1 protein-coding gene is annotated in these 1,204 nt (G+C 64.4%); it reads right to left on the reverse strand.

What is annotated here, in order from left to right:
• The coding region (locus MSL71_RS26315; RefSeq protein WP_180147509.1) for an Ig-like domain-containing protein at positions 1-1,185 on the reverse strand (1,185 nt) is incomplete at its 3' end.
• Between the last annotated feature and the right edge of the window lie 19 nt (positions 1,186-1,204).

A 1,204-nucleotide genomic window follows, 5' to 3' on the forward strand; every position in this document is an offset into this window, starting at 1 on the left:
CAGGGTGCCGTCGTTGAACGAGGAGACATCCACGTTGGCGGTCCAGGTGCCGTCGTGCAGGAGGGTGTAGTCACCCTCGTGCAGGGTGATGGTGGTGGAGCCGTCGGAGATGGTGAGTCCGGTGATACGGCCGCCGGCCTCGATGGAACCGGAGAGCTGGGTGTTGCCCAGATCGTCCGTGGAGCTGATGACGCCGTCTGCCCCGGAGTCTGCGATGTCGACCGAGGAAGCGTCTGCCACGGTGTCCTTGGCAATGGTGTCGGTGACCTGGGCGGCGGTGTTGCCGTTTGCGTCTTCGGCGTCGAGGGTCACGGTCAGGGTGCCGTCGTTGAACGAGGAGACATCCACGTTGGCGGTCCAGGTGCCGTCGGGCAGAAGGGTGTAGTCGCCCTCGTGCAGGGTGATGGTGGTGTCGCCGTCGGAGATGGTGAGTCCGGTGATACGACCGCCGGCTTCGATGGTCCCGGAGAGCTGGGTGTTGCCCAGGTCGTCCGTGGAGCTGATGACGCCGTCGTTACCGGAGTCTGCGATGTCGACCGAGGAAGCGTCCGCCACGGTGTCTTTGGCGATGGTGTCGGTGACCTGTGCGGCGGTGTTGCCGTGGGCATCTTCGGCATCGATGGTCACGGTCAGGGTGCCGTCGTTGAACGAGGAGACATCCACGTTGGCGGTCCAGGTCCCATCGGCCAGGAGGGTGTAGTCGCCCTCGTGCAGGGTGATGGTGGTGGATCCGTCGGAAATGGTGAGCCCGGTGATACGGCCGCCGGTTTCGATGGAACCGGAGAGCTGGGTGTTGCCCAGGTCGTCCGTGGAGCTGATGACGCCGTCGTTACCGGAGTCTGCGATGGAGACCGAGGACGCTTCGGCCACGGTGTCCTTGGCGATGGTGTCGGTGACCTGTGCGGTGTTGTTGCCGTTTGCGTCCTCGGCGTCGAGGGTCACGGTCAGGGTGCCGTCGGTTAGCGAGGAGACATCCACGTTGGCGGTCCAGGTCCCATCGGCCAGAAGGGTGTAGTCACCCTCATTTAAGGTGATGGTGGTGTCGCCGTCGGAGATGGTGAGCCCGGTGATACGGCCGCCAGCCTCAATGGAACCGGAGAGCTGGGTGTTGCCCAGATCGTCCGTGGAGCTGATGACGCCGTCGTTACCGGAGTCTGCGATGTCGACCGAGGAAGCGTCAGCCACGGTGTCCTTGGCGATGGTG

Source organism: Desulfoluna butyratoxydans (assembly GCF_900699765.1).
In the GTDB taxonomy this organism is placed as follows: Bacteria; Desulfobacterota; Desulfobacteria; order Desulfobacterales; family Desulfolunaceae; genus Desulfoluna; species Desulfoluna butyratoxydans.